Annotated in this window: 1 protein-coding gene; it reads right to left on the bottom strand. The window is 67.9% G+C overall.

Features of this window, described 5'->3' with window-relative positions; genetic code table 11:
• Positions 1-542, bottom strand: a 542-nt coding sequence (locus IG08_RS0153320; protein WP_030622186.1) for a formate dehydrogenase accessory sulfurtransferase FdhD, incomplete at both ends; no start/stop codon positions are given.

Genomic DNA, 542 nt, shown 5'->3' with positions numbered 1-542 from the left:
TGCAGGGCGCGGCCGACGAGTTTGTCGACGGCGTTGTGGCGGCCGACGTCCTCGCGGATGTCGAGGAGTTCGCCGTGTTCGGTGAACAGGGCTGCGGCGTGGAGGCCTCCGGTCCGGTCGAAGACGCGTTGGGCTGCGCGTAGGCGGTCGGGGAGGGTGGTGAGGAGTTCGGGGGTGATGCGGATCGGGGGAGTGTCGGCTATCGGCCAGCGGGTGGTGGTACGGACCGCGTCGAGGCTGGCCTTGCCGCACAGGCCGCAGGAGGAGGTCGTATAGACGTTTCGCTCCAGGGTGATGTCGGGGATCGTCACACCCGGCGCGGTCCTTACGTCCACGACGTTGTAGGTGTTGGAGCCGTCTGCGGTCGCTCCCGCGCAGTAGACGATGTTCTGCAGATCAGATGCGGTGGCGAGTACGCCTTCGCTGACCAGGAAGCCGGCGGCGAGGGCGAAGTCGTCGCCCGGGGTGCGCATGGTGATGGCGAGTGGTTTGCCGTTCAGTCGGATCTCCAGCGGTTCCTCGGCGACGAGGGTGTCGGGGCG

The sequence above is a fragment of the Streptomyces fulvoviolaceus genome, assembly GCF_000718165.1.
GTDB classification, from domain to species: Bacteria; Actinomycetota; Actinomycetes; order Streptomycetales; family Streptomycetaceae; genus Streptomyces; species Streptomyces fulvoviolaceus.
Note: the sequence above shows the minus strand (reverse complement) of the source record. Positions and strands in the feature narration are given on the sequence as shown.